This window comes from Hymenobacter lutimineralis, from assembly GCF_008271285.1.
Taxonomy (GTDB): domain Bacteria; phylum Bacteroidota; class Bacteroidia; order Cytophagales; family Hymenobacteraceae; genus Hymenobacter; species Hymenobacter lutimineralis.
This window is the reverse complement of sequence record NZ_VTHL01000010.1, coordinates 47371-62238: the sequence shown is the minus strand read 5'-3', so window position 1 is coordinate 62238 and position 14868 is coordinate 47371. Positions and strand designations below refer to the sequence as shown.

Annotated in this window: 14 protein-coding genes and 1 tRNA gene; 10 read left to right on the top strand and 5 right to left on the bottom strand. The window is 60.5% G+C overall.

Features of this window, described 5'->3' with window-relative positions:
* Nucleotides 1–2: 2 nt before the first annotated feature.
* Nucleotides 3–1799, top strand: a complete 1797-nt coding sequence (locus tag FY528_RS10930; RefSeq protein WP_149071046.1) for a hypothetical protein — start codon at nt 3–5, stop codon at nt 1797–1799.
* Between the two features lie 131 nt (nt 1800–1930).
* Here FY528_RS10930 and FY528_RS10925 read toward each other — a convergent pair whose 3' ends face one another.
* A complete protein-coding gene (locus tag FY528_RS10925; protein ID WP_149071045.1) occupies nt 1931–2173 on the bottom strand; it encodes a hypothetical protein in 243 nt (80 codons plus the stop codon).
* Between the two features lie 135 nt (nt 2174–2308).
* Between FY528_RS10925 and FY528_RS10920 the strand changes: the two genes are divergently transcribed.
* Both FY528_RS10920 and FY528_RS10915 read left to right on the top strand, forming a co-directional pair.
* Nucleotides 2309–2896: an RNA polymerase sigma factor gene (locus FY528_RS10920; protein ID WP_149071044.1), complete on the top strand. Its 588-nt coding sequence runs from the start codon at nt 2309–2311 to the stop codon at nt 2894–2896.
* 50 nt (nt 2897–2946) lie between these two features.
* The gene (locus FY528_RS10915) at nt 2947–4095 is read left to right on the top strand and encodes a S1C family serine protease (RefSeq protein ID WP_149071043.1); all 1149 of its coding nucleotides are present in this window, start codon (nt 2947–2949) and stop codon (nt 4093–4095) included.
* A gap of 293 nt (nt 4096–4388) precedes the next feature.
* Here the strand turns inward: FY528_RS10915 and FY528_RS10910 are convergent, their stop codons facing one another.
* Nucleotides 4389–4928 (bottom strand): hypothetical protein, encoded by a 540-nt coding sequence (locus tag FY528_RS10910; RefSeq protein ID WP_149071042.1) that lies wholly within the window; start codon nt 4926–4928, stop codon nt 4389–4391.
* A 235-nt stretch (nt 4929–5163) separates the two neighbouring features.
* Here FY528_RS10910 and pheS point away from each other — a divergent pair, with 235 nt between their 5' ends.
* The 4 genes from pheS (at nt 5164) to FY528_RS10890 (ending at nt 7720) form a co-directional block, all read left to right on the top strand.
* On the top strand, nt 5164–6198 hold the full coding sequence (gene pheS / locus FY528_RS10905) for a phenylalanine--tRNA ligase subunit alpha (RefSeq protein ID WP_149071041.1): 1035 nt from the start codon (nt 5164–5166) through the stop codon (nt 6196–6198).
* Nucleotides 6199–6250: 52 nt separating this feature from the next.
* Nucleotides 6251–7135 carry a 3-hydroxyacyl-CoA dehydrogenase NAD-binding domain-containing protein gene (locus tag FY528_RS10900; RefSeq protein ID WP_149071040.1) on the top strand — a complete coding sequence of 295 codons (885 nt, stop codon included), beginning with the start codon at nt 6251–6253 and terminating at the stop codon, nt 7133–7135.
* On the top strand, nt 7122–7550 hold the full coding sequence (locus FY528_RS10895) for a Rieske (2Fe-2S) protein (protein ID WP_232066231.1): 429 nt from the start codon (nt 7122–7124) through the stop codon (nt 7548–7550). The genes FY528_RS10900 and FY528_RS10895 overlap by 14 nt, the downstream gene beginning before the upstream one ends.
* Before the next feature lie 96 nt (nt 7551–7646).
* Nucleotides 7647–7720 (top strand) — tRNA-Asn (locus tag FY528_RS10890).
* 262 nt (nt 7721–7982) lie between these two features.
* On the opposite strand, the gene FY528_RS10885 is transcribed toward FY528_RS10890, so the two are convergent.
* Nucleotides 7983–8213: a cyclic nucleotide-binding domain-containing protein gene (locus FY528_RS10885; RefSeq protein ID WP_149071039.1), complete on the bottom strand. Its 231-nt coding sequence runs from the start codon at nt 8211–8213 to the stop codon at nt 7983–7985.
* 82 nt (nt 8214–8295) lie between these two features.
* On the opposite strand from FY528_RS10885, the gene FY528_RS10880 reads away from it, so the two are divergent.
* Together FY528_RS10880 and chrA are read left to right on the top strand one after the other, a co-directional pair.
* On the top strand, nt 8296–9153 hold the full coding sequence (locus FY528_RS10880) for a chromate resistance protein ChrB domain-containing protein (protein ID WP_149071038.1): 858 nt from the start codon (nt 8296–8298) through the stop codon (nt 9151–9153).
* Nucleotides 9154–9256: 103 nt separating this feature from the next.
* Complete coding sequence (gene chrA / locus FY528_RS10875) at nt 9257–10594, top strand: chromate efflux transporter (protein WP_149071037.1); 1338 nt, start codon at nt 9257–9259, stop codon at nt 10592–10594.
* 100 nt (nt 10595–10694) lie between these two features.
* On the opposite strand, the gene FY528_RS10870 is transcribed toward chrA, so the two are convergent.
* Nucleotides 10695–13571: a PAS domain-containing protein gene (locus FY528_RS10870; RefSeq protein ID WP_187632079.1), complete on the bottom strand. Its 2877-nt coding sequence runs from the start codon at nt 13569–13571 to the stop codon at nt 10695–10697.
* A 377-nt stretch (nt 13572–13948) separates the two neighbouring features.
* Between FY528_RS10870 and FY528_RS10865 the strand changes: the two genes are divergently transcribed.
* Complete coding sequence (locus FY528_RS10865) at nt 13949–14347, top strand: hypothetical protein (RefSeq protein ID WP_149071035.1); 399 nt, start codon at nt 13949–13951, stop codon at nt 14345–14347.
* 95 nt (nt 14348–14442) lie between these two features.
* On the opposite strand, the gene FY528_RS10860 is transcribed toward FY528_RS10865, so the two are convergent.
* Entirely contained in the window at nt 14443–14748 is a 306-nt protein-coding gene (locus FY528_RS10860; RefSeq protein ID WP_149071034.1) for a hypothetical protein, read from the bottom strand.
* Nucleotides 14749–14868: the final 120 nt, after the last annotated feature.

Genomic DNA, 14868 nt, shown 5'->3' with positions numbered 1-14868 from the left:
GTATGCTACTACTCCCCACTGGTTTTGCTTTGTTCTTTTTGCTGGTTTGCGGGCTGCTCGTGCTTGGCTTGTCGGTGCTGGCCTGGCGCCGGCCCAACCGCCGGTGGCGCGCGGCGCGGGTGGTGGCTGGCTGGCTGGCGGTAGCGGCACTTTGGGCCATGGTGTACCCCCCCACGTACGAAGTGCCTGAGCAGCCAGCGGCGGCTATCCTGCTAATGCCGGGCTACCAACCCGATTCGGTGCGGGCCCTGCAGCGCCGGCTGGGCAGCTCCCAACGCCCCGCCCTCTTCTCCCCAGCCCGGCCCATTTCCACCGATACCCCAATCGTGCACAGCCTGCAGGCCTGGGCCGAGCAGCATCCGGCGCCTGCCGCGCTACACGTAGTAGGTCCGGTTGCTGCCATGGCTGAGCTGCCCTCGGCCATGGCCGCGCGGCTGCACCTGCACGCCCCCGGGCAGGCCACGGGTTTTGTGGCCGCTCAGTGGCCCCGGCGCGTAGAGTTGGGGCAGCCATTGCGAATAACAGGCCGCTTCTCCAGTCCCGGCTCCCGGCAAGAAACATGGGTAGTGCTGCACGCCGCCGGGGCGCCGCAGGATTCGCTGAAGCTGCCCACCGGGAGTGGCTCTTTTCAGCTGCGCTACGTGCCCAAAGCCACTGGGCTGGCGGTATACGACTTACAGGCCCGGGCTGGTGGGCAAGTGCTTGCCACCGAGCCAGTACCCGTAGAAGTGCGGGATACCCGCGCTTTGCACGTGCTGCTGCTCAGCGCCGCGCCTTCTTTCGAGTTTCGTTTTTTGAAGAATCAACTAGCTGCGCGCCAGCATAGGGTAGCCATCCTTAGCGGCGTGAGCCAGCAGCTAGTGCAAACCGAATTTTTAAATCAGCCACCTCACCCGCTTACTGCCCTTAGCTCCGCCGTGCTACGGCGCTACGATGTAGTGGTGCTAGATGCCGGCACCCTGCGCAGCTTGCCCACGGCGGAGGTGCGGGCTCTGCAGCAAGCCGTACCTGGGCAAGGGCTGGGCCTTGTGGTGCTGGCCGATGAAAAGCCCCTACCCGCCTCTCTTGCTAAGCAAGGTGACTTTGGCCTCGCTGCTCTCCCGGCCAACCGGACCGCAAAACAGCCCCTGCGCTGGCCAGATATGCCCCAGCCGCTGCTGGCGCCGCTGCTGGCGAGCCTACGCCCGACGCCAAATGCTACTGCCTTACTGACGGCCGCGCAGCTACCGGTGGCCGCCAGTCGGCGGTGGGGTGCGGGCCAACTGGTGGTTACCACCGTAGCCGAAACATTTCCCTGGCTTCTGCAAAATGCCGCTGCGGGCTACGATTCTTACTGGGCGCGGCTGCTTACGGCGGCTGCCCGGCCTTTGGCCGCCCCTACGCGCTGGCAGGTACTTACTCCCTTCCCCCAGCCGCACTATTCTGTTGATCTGCGCCTTAGTGCCACGCCGCCCATAGGGCCGGCTGCGGTGCTGGGCCCGGGTGGCTCCCCTACTCCGCTGGCTCTGCAACAAAACGTAAACTTGGCTGAGTGGTATACGGCCCAGTTCTGGCCCCGGCAAAGCGGCTGGCATGCCCTACAGCTTCCCGGGCAGCCTCAGTACTCATTTTACGTGTATCCCTCGCAGGCTTGGCGCGGCCCGCAGCAGGCTGCCTGGCAGCAGCGGGCCGTCGTTACCGGCCAAACCCGGATTCTCCAACCCACCAAGGCCAGTCATCAACAGCCTTGGCCGCTGGCTTATCTTTTTGGGGTATTTGTGCTAAGTGCTGGGTTTCTGTGGCTGGAAGAAAAGCTCTAGCTGTGTCAACTACTGTTGAGCTAGCCCGTACACTGCCGAAAATCAAACAGCCCGAACTCCAGCAAGTGGAGTCCGGGCTGTTGGCACCCTGGCGGCCTCTACAGCTTGTGCAGAAGGCAGCCAGGCAGAAATTACTTCTGCTCGGTCGTCGTGGTCGTGGTGGTAGCCTCGGTCGTGGCAGCAGGAGCAGCGGCAGCAGCCGTGGTGTCAGCAGCAACCGTGGTGGTCGTCGACTCAGCAACTACGGTCGTGTCCGTGGTAGCAGGAGCTTCTACGTTGGTGGTTTCGGTAGTTTCGGTCGACTTCTGCTCGCAAGAAGCGAGGCCAGCGGCGAACAGAACGGCAACAGCAGAAACTTTCAGGAGATTCTTCATTTTGGTGTAGGTTTGAAAAAGTAAAAAGTCTGAAAAACGCCCTTCATACCTGAACAATGAAAAGGTAACCCAGCAAGAAAAATGTTTTTTTTCCGGGTTACCCACCGGGGCCTAACGTATTAACAAGCAAAGCGAATGGGCAAGGGTCAACCTTCCTATACCGATGAAGAGTTCGTGGCGGCCATCCGCCTCGGCGACGACCGGGCGCTGGCACAACTCTACCGCCTGCACCTTCCAATGGTCCTTCACTTAGTACAGCAGAACAGCGGTACCGAAGACGAGGCCAAGGATGTTTACCAGGAGGGCGTAATCGTGTTTTATGAGAAGGTACGTGATGGTTCCCTGGAACTTAGCTGCCAGATCAAAACGTACCTTTACGCGGTGTGCCGCCGCCTCTGGCTAAAGCGCCTGGCTGAGAAAGGCCGCTACGGCGGCCGCCTCGACGACCACGAACCCTACCTCGAAACCGGGGCCGAAGCCGATTTGGTCCTGGCCGAGCAGCGCGACCAGCAGTTTGCCCTTATGGAGCAGGCCCTGAGTCAGCTGGGGGAGCCTTGCCGTTCACTTTTGGAAGGTTATTACCTGCTCGATAAATCGATGCAGCAACTCACTGCCGACTTTGGCTATACCAACGCCGATAACGCAAAAAACCAAAAGTACAAGTGCTTGGTGCGGCTTAAAAAGCTGTTTTTCACCCATTACCAGGAAGAAGAACAGTACTGATACCGCAACAGCCCTCCGATGGCGGAACTCACCCAGCCGCCTTACCAGCTATGAAAACGGAAGCCGACTATTACGAGCTATTTGAAGCCTACCAACGCGGCGAACTGCCCGAGCCCAGCCGGGCCGAGCTAGCAGCCCGCCTCGCCGCCGACCCCGTGCTGGCCCGTCGTTACGCTGACTTTGATTCCCTTTCCAAGTCGTTGCAGGCCTATGGCCAGCGCCGGACGTTGCGCGGCAAACTAACTACGCTTCAGGCAGCACTAGATGCGGAAGCCCAGCAGGACACTACCCAGGATACGGGCGTGCCCACCATGCCTACCCTCTACATCTCCCCGGTAGAGCGCCGGCTGCGCGAATTCTGGGGCTCGCACCGGGCCACTATTGCCGTGGCGGCCTCGGTAGCCGTACTGGCCGTGTTTGCTACCCTCCTGGGCATTGAATGGTGGCGGGCCGTGCAAAAACCGTCTTCTTACGGCTACACGGTGCTGCGGCGGGAGATGGACCGCATCAAGCGCAACCAGCGCGCTATCAACCGCACGCTCAACCAGATTGACGGGGTCAAATCCCCGGAGGAGCTCAACCCGGGCAAGTTTGGGGGCACGGGCTTTGCCCTCACGGCCGACGGCTACCTGGTGACCAGCTACCACGTAATTCAGGGAGCTGACTCCCTGCTGATTGAAAGCCGCGACCGGCAGCGCTTCCGCGCCGAGCCTGTCTTCAGCGACGTAGCGCACGACCTGGCCATTCTGCGCATCAACGATAAAGACTTCAAAGGCTTTGGCCGCCTGCCCTATTCCTTTAAGCGGGGCTCCGCCGACCTGGGGGAGCGGGTATATACCTTGGGCTACCCGCGCGAGGATGTCGTTTTCGGTGAAGGCTCTCTTAGCGCCCGTTCGGGTTTTGAAGGAGATACAGCCTTTTACCAAATCAGCATTCCCGTGAACCCCGGCAACAGCGGCGGCCCCCTGTTGGATGACCGGGGTAACCTGATTGGCGTAATCAGCGGACGGCAAATGGACGTGCAGAGTGCCGCCTTTGCCACCAAATCATCCTACCTGATGCGCCTAGTGGACTCTCTGACGGCCACTCCGGGCGGCCCGGGCGCCATTTCCCGCAACAACCAACTTACGGGTAACTCCCGCGCCCAGCAGGTGCGCAAGCTGCAGGACTTTGTGTTTGTAGTGAAGGTATACGAATAACCAAGCTCCGTCGCGGAGGCGAGCAACAAGCCCTTCAGTTGAATTAAGCTGACTGGAACAATATAACAGGGGGCTGCCTACCAGATAGGCAGCCCCCTTCTTTTTCCTGTGCTGATTCAACCGATGCTGCTCCTGCACTAGTACCAGCCGAGGAAACAGGCCATATGAGCGGGTGAAATGCAGGCAAATTCTCTACACCTGAAAATATGCCGCACAAAAAACGCCGACCAGGAGGTCGGCGTTTTTTTGTAGAATCAGGTAATGCTGGATGAGGCCGCTTAGCGCGGCTTAGCTTACCAGCCGCTGCCACCCGAGCCCCAGCCATCATCGGCCTTCTTCTTAGCCGGTGCTTTTTTAGCTGGCGTGGCCGCTTTTTTAGCAGTAGCCGTGGTCGTAGCTTTCTTGGTTGAAGAAGTGCTGGCTGTGGCTGCGGCGGGCGCTGGCTCTGCTGCCGGTGTGGGCTCTGGTGCCGGAACCGGGGTGGCCTCTACGTAAGCAGGAGCCGGGGCCGCCACTGGGTCGGGGGCACTAACGCGCCGACGCACATACTTTCCGAGTGGGCGGCCCTGGTAGTCGGTAGAAACGCGCATGGAAGGGGCTGCCGTGAACCCGGGGGCAATCTGGATGCCTTCCGTCTGGTTCATGGACTGGGTAGAGCCTCCCCCACCTGCAGCATTCCAATCGGCACCGGTGGCGGCTTTACGGGCAGTGTCGGCAGGAGCAGCCGTAGCTACGGGCTTCGGCTTCGCGGGAGCAGCTTTCTGCTGCGCCAGCGCCGGAGTGCCCGCCAGCAAGGCAGCCACTACGATATATGAAGAAAATGAACGGTGCATGACGAAGGGGAAGAAAAAGTAGACTGAATAAACTTGAGCGGTTGGAGCTACTACGAAAATTTCCGGCGGGCGGTGTGCCCCGGCCTGGAAAGAATGTTCCGGCTGCAACAATACGGTGTTTCAGGGGGTTCCGCCAGCGCGCTAGTTCTTTTCTTAAAACAACTATTTTCTCTCTTGCCAATGTACTGCAGCGCAGCATGAAGACTTCGCAGGGAGCATGTACCTTTGCGCTACTATGCAGGAGAATATCACCCGATTACAGGCAGCGCTGGACGCCTTTGATATCACCACCGCCGAGCAGCTGGAGCAATTTCGCGTGGCCTTCACCGGCCGCAAAGGGCAGCTGGCCGACTTGTTTGACGAGCTGAAAACGGTAGCTCCCGACCAGCGCCGGGCCGTGGGTCAGCAGCTCAACCAGCTCAAGCAATACGCCCAGCAAAAATTTGAGCAGCGCCAGCAGGAACTAGCAGCGGCCTCCGCCAACGCCCCCGCCGACCCTACCTTCGATTATACCTTACCTACCGTTCCCAACGCCCTGGGCACGCGCCATCCGCTGAGTCTGGTACGGGAAGAAATTGTGCGCATCCTGGCTCGCATCGGCTTCAATGTGGAAGAAGGCCCGGAAATCGAGGACGACTGGCACAACTTCACGGCGCTGAACTTCCCGGAAAACCATCCGGCCCGGGATATGCAGGACACCTTTTTTGTACACCGCACGCCCGGTCAGCCGGAGTGGGTACTGCGCACGCACACCAGCCCCGTGCAGGTGCGGGTGATGCAGTCCCAAAAGCCGCCCATCCGCAGCATCATGCCCGGCCGGGTGTACCGCAACGAAGCCATTTCAGCCCGGGCCCACATGATGTTTCATCAAGTAGAAGCCTTGTTTGTGGACGAAAACGTGAGCTTCGCCGATCTGAAGCAGACCGTGTACTACTTCGTGCAGGAGTTGTTTGGGGATGATATGCAGGTGCGCTTCCGCCCCTCGTTCTTTCCGTTCACCGAGCCCTCGGCCGAAATTGATATCACCTGCCTGATTTGCAAAGGCAAGGGCTGCAACATCTGCAAAGGCACCGGCTGGGTAGAAATTGGGGGCTGCGGCATGGTGGACCCGGCCGTACTGGAGCAGTCGGGCATTGACCCGGAGAAGTACTCCGGTTACGCCTGGGGTATGGGTATAGAGCGCATTGCCATGCTCAAGTACCAGATCAAGGACCTGCGCCTGTTCACGGAAAACGACATGCGCTTTTTGCGGCAGTTCGAGGCCAGCTAAGTAGCTGGCTCATCGGTCACCACTGTTCTCTACCTGCAAACCGATATTTCTTATGGATGCCTCTGCCCAACCTGCCTTAGCTGTTTCATCTGCCATCCGCACAATTGCCGTGGTAGGAGCCGGCACCATGGGCCTGGGCATTGCGCAGCTGTGCGTGCAGCACGGCTTCCCCACGGTGCTGTTCGACCTGAACGAAGAAGTACTCACCAAAGCGCAGCAGGCCATTGCGGCTGGCCTGGGCAAGCTAGTAGAAAAGGGCAAACTAGCCCCAGAAGCCCGCGACGAGGCGCTGGCCCGCTTGCGCCCAACCACCGACCTGACCACCGTTCAGGCCGACCTCATTATTGAGGCCGTGGTGGAAAAGCTAGCGGTAAAGCACCAGTTGTTTGGGGAGCTGGCCATGCTCAACTCTCCTACTACTATTCTGGCCTCTAATACGTCGTCGTTGCCCATTACGCGGCTGGCTGCGCCCGTGCCGCACCCGGAGCGCGTAGTCGGTATGCACTTTTTCAACCCGGCTCCGCTGATGCCGCTGGTAGAGGTTATAAAAGGGGCCGCTACCAGCCCGGCTGTGGCGGAGTTGGTGTATCAGCTAGCTCTGCAGCTCGGCAAAACGGCCGTGTACGCCGCCGATGCGCCTGGCTTTATTGTGAACCGGGTAGCGCGGCATTTCTACGTGGAGAGCTTGAAAATTGCAGAGGAGCAGGTCACCTCCTTTGAGGTGGTAGATGAACTGCTGGAAGCCTCGGGCTTTCGGATGGGCCCGTTCCGGCTGATGGACCTGATTGGGGTCGACACGAACTTTTCGGTGACTTCGGCCATGTTCGAAGCATTTCATTACGACGCCAAATTTCGCCCTAGCCGTATACAGCAGCAAAAGGTTGATGCCGGCCACCACGGCCGCAAAACGGGCAAAGGATTTTATGACTATTCGTAAGGCATGGCGCGCTACGCTACTGGTGGGGCTGCTAGCCGGCTGCTCCGATTCAGGCACGGACGCTGAACCGCAGATTCCGTTGGCCATTGTCAACGAAAGCCTGCTGCTCACCCAGCAGGAATACACCGCCCTGCGCTTTGACGGGGGCATGATTTACCATCCCGGCGGCGTACGCGGCCTGCTGATTATACGGCAAAGTGCCAGCGTGTACCTGGCTTTCGAGCGAAATTGCCCCTTCCAGCCCTACGACGCCTGCGCCCAGGTTGAAATAGATGCTTCTCGCCTCTTCCTGGTGGATAAATGCTGCAACTCCCAGTTTGACCTGAAAGGCCAAGTACAGGCTGGTCCCGCCCGGCGCCCCTTGCGGCAATATGGCACTGCCCTTTCCGGCAATACCCTGACAATCACAAATTAGGCTCCGCGCAAAAAAATAATTAGAGCATATTCTTGCACAAAGTGGTTTTCTGACCTAATATTGCACCCGCAACGGTAGCCAACTACCGCCATAACCGCTTCCTTAGCTCAGCCGGTTAGAGCATCTGACTGTTAATCAGAGGGTCCCTGGTTCGAGCCCAGGAGGGAGCGCACAAACGTGAGAAAGTCCGCCCTAACCGGCGGACTTTCTTCGTTTTCAGGCTTGCCGCATTCTCAGGGCGCTGCCTCTATTGAGTTGTTGGCTAGCCGGGCGTTTGCGTAGGAGGAGCTACTTGGCGCAGCTTAGGTACTAGTCGTTTATAACATTGGTAAATAGAAACGTAGGCTTGGGTACTGACTTTTGCCGTTCTATCTTCTGTTTTGGCCATGCCTCCCTCCGTTGTATTCTTATTTCCCAGTTCAAAGTTGCCTTCTACCTGGATGCGGCACGCACGCTGGCTGGCTCCGTGCTGAGGCTGAAAGTCAGGGCATAACAAGACAGATTGGCCTGACGAAGCTTGGCCCGTACGCGGCTCAGCGTGACCTGCGTAATGCCTGAGTAAGAGGCAACGTGGCCCAGCGCCACGCGGTGCAGCAGGTGTGGATGCTGGGGTAGCAGGTTGATGTAGCGCTCCTCGGCCGTGCAGAACTGCCGGACAATCAACTGCTGCTCGGACTCTGAACAGGCCCGGGAAATGCTACCTTATGCTTCTTCTGGTAGCATCTGCCACGCCTTTTTCTGACTTATGCAGTGGATAACCCGCGAGCATCCTAAGGTTGACCGATTAGCCTGCCCCTGGCTTATTCTGCGTTTTATCGACCCCGCCGCTGAAATTCTGTACGTGCCCGCCGATGCCGTGGTACCCACCGCGGCCCGCATTGGAGCTACGCCTTTCGACGTACCGGGTGTAGAGTTTACGCACTACGGGGCCGAGTGCACCTTCGATTATTTCCTGCGCAAATACCAGCTTACCGATCCGGCCCTGCACCTGCTGGCCCCCATTGTGCGCGGTGCCGATACCGACAACCACGCCCTGGCCCGAGAGGCGGCCGGGCTCTGGGCTATTTCGGCGGGGTTGGCCTACAACATCCGGGACGACCAGCAACTGCTTCAGCAGGGCTTGCTGATCTACGATGCCCTGTACAGCTGGGCCCGGCACCTGCAAGGGCAGCCCCACACCCAGCACGGCGAAGAGCAGCTGCTGGTTCAGGCCTACACAGCTTACCTGCGGCGCAGTAAAGACCGGGGCAGCGCGCCGCCAGCCTGGGCCGGACAGCTGCGGGAGCTGATCCAGGACCACGTAGATACTAACCTCACCCTGCGCCTCACCGACGTGGCCGACGCCCTCCAGGTTAACGCCACCTATTTGTCGCGGGAGTTTGCCCGCTACTTCGACAACCTCTCCTTTGGAGAATACAGCCGCAAGCTGCGCATCGACAAGGCCTTGCAGCTGCTGAAAAACCCTGCTTACTCCCTGGCAGAAATAGCCTACCTGACGGGATTTTCGGACCAGAGCCACTTCACCCGAATCTTTCGGCAGCAGACCGGCCAGAGCCCCGCCGCCTACCGTAAAAGCTCCCGGGGCCCCGTAAGCCCAAGGTAAAGATTCTTCCAGGAGAAAATTCTGTGCTATCTTCTTCGCCTTTCCTGCCTTAGCATTGCGCCTCCACAGCCCGCAGCACACCTTTTCTGGGGCGGTCCTTCTCATGCAACAGGTTCTTATCCCGGTGTCTAAGCCTACTTTCGCGGAAGCACTGCGCTTCTGGCTGAAGCTGGGCTTTATCAGCTTCGGCGGACCGGCTGGTCAGATTGGTATTATGCACACGGTGCTGGTAGAGGAGAAGCGCTGGATTTCCGACGCCAAGTTTCTGCACGCTCTGAACTACTGCATGTTGCTGCCCGGCCCCGAAGCCCAGCAACTGGCCACCTACATTGGCTGGCTGCTGCACGGCACGCGGGGTGGCTTGGCAGCGGGCATTCTGTTTGTGCTGCCTTCGGTGTTTATCCTGCTCGCGCTGAGTTTACTCTACGTCACGGTAGGTACGCTGCCGGCCCTGCAAGGCGTTTTTCTGGGGCTGAAGCCCGCTGTAGTGGCCGTTATACTGCTGGCTATGATGAAAATCGGGCAGAAGTCGTTGCTGAGCCCGCTACACTATGCCGTGGCGGCAGCCAGCTTCCTGGGGATTTTCTGGCTGAACATTCCTTTTCCCCTGCTCATCATCGGGGCGGCCGTGGTAGCCCTGCTGGCGCAGCGGTTCTTCCCGGTACGCCCTTCCTCGGAAGCTGCCCACGCCCGCGCTACCCAGGCCGAAGAGGGCTATTTTCTGACTACCCGCTCCATGGTGCCCGGCACTGGCTTTGCCTGGCCCCGCCTGCTGCGACAGTTGGGGGCCGCCCTGGGTTTGTGGGCACTGCCGCTTGGGGTGCTGGCCGGTACCACCCCCGATTTTTCCTTTTGGCGCATGCTCACGCTGTTCTTCACCCAGGCCGCGTTGGTTACCTTTGGGGGCGCCTACGCGGTACTACCCTACGTGGCGCAGGTGAGCGTGGAAAAGCTGCATTGGCTCACGCAGAGCCAGATGCTCGACGGCCTGGCCTTGGGCGAAACCACGCCGGGCCCCCTCATTATGGTGCTGGCCTTCGTGGGCTTTATGGGCGGCTACACGCACTTTGGCGGCTCCCTGGCCTTTGGTGCGCTGGGCCTGCTCACCACTACGTACTACACCTTCCTGCCGTGCTTTGTGTTCATTTTGGTAGGCGCCCCACTGATTGAGCGCACCCAGCACAACCCCCAGCTCAAAGCCGTGCTCAGCATTATCACAGCCGCCGTGGTGGGCGTTATCCTCAACTTGGCGGTGTACCTGGGCCGCAGTGTCCTCTTTCCGGCCGGGCCACTGCACTGGTCGCAGCTGCACTGGCCCAGTCTGGTGTGGGTGCTGGTGTCGCTGGTTGGGCTTTACCGCTTTAAGCTGAACCTGATTCTATGGATTGGCATCAGCGCGGTGGCGGGACTGCTGTATTACTTCGCACAGGCTGGGCACTAGCTGCCTAGCCTGGGGTCAGCTTGTTTCCAGGAGCTGCCCGGGCATTTTTCGGCAAGAGGCGCTGCCTTACTCGGGCCCACGGCACTTTATTGGTTGAGGCTTACTCGCCCGACCGGCCCAGCCAAATGCGGAAGGTAGCGCCCTCGCCTTCCTGGCTATCCACCTCAATGCGGCCTCCATTGGCCTGCACGATACGGTTGACCAGGTAAAGACCTACACCCGAGCCAGAAGTGTGCTGATGCAGCCGTCGAAACAGCTGAAACAACTCGGCACCGTATTTTTCGGCGTCGAAGCCCAGGCCATTGTCTTCCACCATCAGCACGGGCTGGCCAGCATCTACCCACACCGAAAGATGAATGCGGGCCGGGCGGGCCGGGTCGGCGTACTTGAGGGAGTTGCTCAGCAGGTTGAGTAGCACCGTGCGCAGGTTGGCCCGCGGGTACGCCAGGGTTGGCCAGGCCGCGAAGTCGGTAGTAATGCGTGCCTGGGCGGCCCGCATCTGCGGCTCCAGCACATTCAGCACTTCCTCCGTCAGCTCGGCCAGCAGCACCAGCTCCCCCGGAGCCTTGCCGGCCTGCTGGGTCTGGCCCAGCATAGCCAGGTCGTCGATGGTGACGCTGAGCTGATGGAGAGCCTGCTGAATGAGGGGAACCAACACCTGCTCTTCCTCGGGCTCTATAAACCGGATGCTGCGGTAGAGCTCCTCAAACAGGCCACTCAGGTTATTAACAGGCTGCTTCAGGTCGTGGGAGGCGGCGTACACGAAGTTATCCAGGTCTTGGTTGGTGCGCGTAAGCTCCTGGTTGGCGGCGGCCAGTTCGGTGTTGGCGGCCTGCACCTGCTCACGGGCCAGCACCTGCTCCGTTATATCGGTGACCAGGGTATAGAAGCCCGCCACTTTATCCTGCTGCACATCGGGGATGTAGCTGGTGCGGATGTGCCTGACGAAGCCTTCCCGGTACGGCATGCGGGCTTCAAAGTCTACCTGCTCCCCCGCCAGGGCCCGCGCCATGTAGCCCTGCGTGGCCTGGTAAGCAGCCTCCCCCACTACTTCCCACACGGGGCGACCGAGCAGCTCTGCGGGGTCGAGATTAAACCAGGCTTGGTAGGCGCGGTTGGCAAACCGGTAGCGGCGCTCTAGGTCGAGGTAGCCAATAAGCACGGGCAGCGCATCGGTTAGCAGGCGCAGCTGCCGGGCACTGGCTTCACTGGCCTTGCGGGCGGCCACCTGCCCACTTACCTCCGTGGCCACCACCGCCACGCTGCTGATGTGGCCACTGGCATCGCGCAGGGGCTGGTACACGAAGTTGAGGTACACCGTTTCCATGCGGCCATTGCGCAGCAGCTGGGCGGCCACCTCCTGGGCCACAAAGGGTGAGCCGGTGGCCACTACTTCGTCCATCAGCTCCTTGAAGCCCTGGTCGCGCACTTCTGGCAACGCCTCGAGCAGGGGCCGGCCCACCACTTCTTCCGGGGTCCGGCCCCAAAGCTGGGCCACCAGCACGTTGGCTACCTCAATCAGGTAATCGGGGCCGCGAAAAATAGCAACGGCTACGGGCGCCTGCTCAAACAGGGCCTGTAGCTGCGCCTGATGCACGGCTGCTTCCTGCCGGGCCCGCACCTGCTCGGTTACGTCGAATGCGAAAATGGACACGCCCACCGGCTGTCCTTGTTCCTGGTAGGCCTGGTAAGTGAAGGTAAAAAAGGCTTCGGGCAGCAGGCTACCATCTTCGGCCGTTATCTGCAGGGGCATTTCGGCGCCGAAGTAAGGCTCCCCGGTCTGGTATACCTGGTCCAGAAGTTTCACAAAGCCATACTCTGCTGTCTCTGGCAGGGCCTCAATCAGGGGCCGGCCCAACAGCTGTCGACCGGGGAAGAGCTGCTGATAAGGAGCATTCACGAACTCGAACTGGTGCTCGGGCCCACGCAGAATGGCAATGCAAGCCGGCGTTTGGGCAAACACCTGGAAAAAGCTTTCCCGCTGAGCGGCCAGCTGGGCCGTGGTGGCCTGGGCATCGGCCTCAGCCTGGGCCGCCTGCTGCTGGCTTTTTACTTTCTGCGTGGTATCCACAATAAAGGCCAGAATACCCTGGATAATCCCGCCCTCGTCAATCATGGGCTGGTATACCAGATCCACGTAGCGCTGTTCCGGCTGGCCGGCAGCATTCAGGAGTTGTACCGGTACCTCTACGCCCAAGTAAGGCTTGCCGGTGCTGTACACCTCATCGAGCAGCTTCACGAAACCCTGCGCCAGCACTTCGGGCAGTACCTCGGCCACGGTGTGGCCCAGGCGGGGCCGCCCGCCCGCCAGCACCTGGTATGGCTTGTTGAAAAACGCGTAGCGGTGCTCCGGGCCGAGCAAGGTGGCCACCGCCGCCGGCACCTGCCCCAGAATCTGTTGCAGGGTAAGTTCCTGTACCTGCACCTGCTCACGCTGGGCCTGGGCTTCGCGCAGGGCTTCCTGCAGGGCCTGGGTACGCTCCTCGGCCCGGGCTTCCAGTTGCTGGTTCAGCTCGCGCAGGGCCTGCCCCGCTTGCTCCAGCGCGGCGTTGGCGGCCCGTAGCTCCTCATTGCCCTCCTGGGCCCGCACTTCCCGGGCATCGGCTGGCGGCAGGTGCGAGACCTGGGCCGGCAGTTCGCTTAACAAGTGTAGAATATAGGCTAACTGGCCTTGCTCGTCGGGCACCGGCACGTGGCGGGCCTGCCAGTAGCGGGCCGGAGCAGACGGGTAGCGCAGGGGGGGCGTTTGGTGGGGCTGGCCCGTGCGCTGCACCTGAGCCAGGGATGCCGCCAGCTCGGGCGCGGCGGGGTTATCGGGGAAAGCCGCCAAGATGTTTTGCCCAACCAAAGTTTCCCGCCGGGTGTGCGTAGCGGCCAGATACGCGTCGTTCGCCGCCACAACGGTCAGATCGGGCGCCAGGAGCAAGCCGGCGTCGGGCAGGGCATTGAACACGCTCAAGGGCAGGGCAGACACCATGAAGCAGAGCAGCTGGTCGGGAAAGTAAACAGGGCAAAGCTCTGGAAAACACCAGGGCCAGCCGCCGGAGGGCGTGAATATTCCTCTAAGTAAGCGGAAGAAGCCGGCAACCCAACTCCCTGGCCCTAACGCACGCCAGCGCGGGTGGTTGCTTTCCCGAAGCCCTCCGGCTCCATAAACCCGCCCCCAGGCCTTATCTGAACTCATACAGGGCCGCCAGTCCGGCTCCAGGGCCACCTGTAAGCGCTATCACATCATTATGTAGGTATGCCCAGGCAACGGTTGAAGCAAAATAAGCACCTAATAGGCAGTACTGATGCAGAGCTGAAACGCGAAGGTCAGCACGTTACCAACCTCCAACCTTTTCCTACTTTTCTATGAAAACGCTTTTGTCAACCCCCTCCCGTGTTCTACTGCTTGGCGCCCTTGCCGCTCTGGGCTTTTCTTCCGCTGCCCAAGCCCAGGTGGTAGCGGCGTCGGCTCCCACCTACGTCAGCAAACTAGATGAAAATGTGTATCTGCTGCGCATCAGCAACCCAGCTCAGCAAAAGGGCCGGGTGCAGATTGTACGCATGCGCGACGGCGCCCGCCTTTCCGTGGGCCGCAGCAGCGAGGCCTCCTTCGGCTACAAGCTGAACGTGCAAAACCTGGTGGGTGAGCAGTATGAAGTACTGGTGAGCCTAGGCGCCAATACCTACCGCTACCCGCTCAACCTGTCGCCCAGCGCTTACCAAGCCGTAGTGCCGGCCAACGCCACTGCCCAAGTACGGCGCTAGCCCTGCAGCCCTGATTTAAACGCGAAAGTCCTCCCGCTACAGTTCCCGAATGGGTGCTGCAGCGGGAGGACTTTCTGTCTTTCGCTCCGGTCGGATTATGGCTGGGGCTTGGGGGGCATCTTCACATCGGGAGCATCTACCCGAATAACGCCCCGGCGCGGCGGCGCGGCTTTTTGCTGGCGCTTGGCTTTGCGACGGGCAGCCCACCGTTTGAACAAGCCCCGACGGCGTTTTTTACTGCGGCTGTTGCCGCGGTAGCGCTTGTAGTTGGGGCGGTGCACTTTGGGCGGGCCCAGCGTGGCGGCCTCGGGGCTGGCGCTGGCAGTGGGTTCTGCCGAGCTCATTTCGGGGGAGACTACCATCAGCAGCGCCAACAGCAGCAGGAAAACTAGTTTAGGCATAGGCCGAGGGAATGGGGTGGTTACGCAGCCGGGGCCCAGCCCAGGCAGTACGAAGGTGAGAAAATTTCCAAGACCAACGGAAGAGGGTCCGCCGCCTTGGCGTGTACTTGGCCCGCCACA

Coding starts and splice junctions, on each gene's coding strand:
- FY528_RS10930 (WP_149071046.1), top strand. CDS start 3: ATGCTACTACTCCCCACTGGTTTTGCTTTGTTCTTTTTGCTGGTTTGC.
- FY528_RS10895 (WP_232066231.1), top strand. CDS start 7,122: ATGACTATTCGTAAGGCATGGCGCGCTACGCTACTGGTGGGGCTGCTA.
- FY528_RS10925 (WP_149071045.1), bottom strand. CDS start 2,173: ATGAAGAATCTCCTGAAAGTTTCTGCTGTTGCCGTTCTGTTCGCCGCT.
- FY528_RS10915 (WP_149071043.1), top strand. CDS start 2,947: ATGAAAACGGAAGCCGACTATTACGAGCTATTTGAAGCCTACCAACGC.
- FY528_RS10860 (WP_149071034.1), bottom strand. CDS start 14,748: ATGCCTAAACTAGTTTTCCTGCTGCTGTTGGCGCTGCTGATGGTAGTC.
- FY528_RS10900 (WP_149071040.1), top strand. CDS start 6,251: ATGGATGCCTCTGCCCAACCTGCCTTAGCTGTTTCATCTGCCATCCGC.
- FY528_RS10920 (WP_149071044.1), top strand. CDS start 2,309: ATGGGCAAGGGTCAACCTTCCTATACCGATGAAGAGTTCGTGGCGGCC.
- chrA (WP_149071037.1), top strand. CDS start 9,257: ATGCAACAGGTTCTTATCCCGGTGTCTAAGCCTACTTTCGCGGAAGCA.
- FY528_RS10870 (WP_187632079.1), bottom strand. CDS start 13,571: ATGGTGTCTGCCCTGCCCTTGAGCGTGTTCAATGCCCTGCCCGACGCC.
- FY528_RS10910 (WP_149071042.1), bottom strand. CDS start 4,928: ATGCACCGTTCATTTTCTTCATATATCGTAGTGGCTGCCTTGCTGGCG.
- FY528_RS10880 (WP_149071038.1), top strand. CDS start 8,296: ATGCAGTGGATAACCCGCGAGCATCCTAAGGTTGACCGATTAGCCTGC.
- FY528_RS10865 (WP_149071035.1), top strand. CDS start 13,949: ATGAAAACGCTTTTGTCAACCCCCTCCCGTGTTCTACTGCTTGGCGCC.
- pheS (WP_149071041.1), top strand. CDS start 5,164: ATGCAGGAGAATATCACCCGATTACAGGCAGCGCTGGACGCCTTTGAT.